The organism is Streptosporangium vulgare, assembly GCF_042428775.1.
Taxonomy (GTDB): Bacteria; Actinomycetota; Actinomycetes; order Streptosporangiales; family Streptosporangiaceae; genus Streptosporangium; species Streptosporangium vulgare.
In genome coordinates this window covers 1-539 of the sequence record NZ_JBHMBS010000184.1, presented here as the reverse complement: position 1 = coordinate 539, position 539 = coordinate 1, and the positions used below count along the sequence as shown (strand labels likewise).

The 539-nt window shown below is 54.9% G+C and carries 1 protein-coding gene and 1 pseudogene; one reads left to right on the top strand and one right to left on the bottom strand.

The annotated features are described in order from the left end of the window. Positions 1–134 (top strand): hypothetical protein (locus ACFFRH_RS45035; protein ID WP_512701163.1); only part of this gene is annotated, 134 nt, incomplete at its 5' end. On the opposite strand, the pseudogene ACFFRH_RS45030 reads toward ACFFRH_RS45035, so the two are convergent. Next, positions 116–539: pseudogene (locus tag ACFFRH_RS45030) on the bottom strand (hypothetical protein); the annotation flags it as partial. The gene ACFFRH_RS45035 and the pseudogene ACFFRH_RS45030 sit on opposite strands and share 19 nt — an antisense overlap.

Here is a 539-nt window from a genome sequence, read left to right as displayed (position 1 = left end):
CAGCCGGACGCCAGCTTTTTGACGTTTCGCGCCAGGGCAAAGCCAGCGTCAATGACGCGGATCGGCTACGCAAATACCTGGCGCGTTTTGGTCTGACGTGGGAAGCCGTGCAGGATCAGCACAGCTCCAGTTGAATATGGTGGTCCGTCAGCACCTGCATCACGCTTACTGGCGGCGGGGCGTCGGTGTAGACGGCATCTACCATGCTGATGCTGCCCATATTGACCATCGCGTTACGGCCAAATTTCGAGTGATCGACAACCAGCATAACGTGGCGCGAGTTCTCAATAATGGCGCGTTTGGTGCGAACTTCGTGGTAATCGAACTCCAGCAGCGAGCCGTCGCTATCGATGCCGCTTATCCCCAGAATGCCGAAATCAAGGCGGAACTGGGAGATAAAATCGAGCGTCGCTTCGCCAATGATCCCGCCATCGCGGCTGCGTAATTCGCCACCGGCGAGAATGATGCGAAAATCTTCTTTTACCATCAACGTGTTAGCAACGTTGAGATTGTTGGTGACAATGCGCAAATTGCTGTGA